We start from the raw sequence: 397 nt of genomic DNA on the forward strand, positions 1-397 counted from the left end.
AGATTGCCAACGCGCTGGCGCGGCTGGGCGGGGACGAAGACGGGGACGACGCCCGGCTCGCACGCGGTGTACTGACGGGGGTAGCGATGCACCTGGCGCTGCGCCCGGAACGCTTCGACAGCGCCGATGGCCGCGGCGTGGGTTTGCTGCTCAAGGCTTTCGCCCAGCTGCGGATGCACGACGCGTTGCGGCCGCTCGGCGCGGCAGCGCTGGGGCGGGTCCGGGCGCTGTGCGCCGCCAGGGGCCTGCGCAATGAACCGCTGGAGAGCGTGGGCAACCTGTGCATGGGGCTGCTGCCGCTGGCGCGCAGCCCGCAGCTCAAGCGCCACCGGGTGGACGCCCTGCAGACCTTGGAGGCGCTGCAGGCGGTCGTGGCACGCAAGATCGACGCGTATCT

At 72.5% G+C, this 397-nt stretch carries 1 protein-coding gene; it reads left to right on the top strand.

Annotation, left to right across the window (positions count from 1 at the left end):
* Positions 1 to 397 (top strand): hypothetical protein (locus AB3X89_RS40300; protein ID WP_368588067.1); only part of this gene is annotated, 397 nt, incomplete at both ends.

This window comes from Paraburkholderia sp. BR14320, assembly GCF_040948665.1.
GTDB classification, from domain to species: domain Bacteria; phylum Pseudomonadota; class Gammaproteobacteria; order Burkholderiales; family Burkholderiaceae; genus Paraburkholderia; species Paraburkholderia youngii.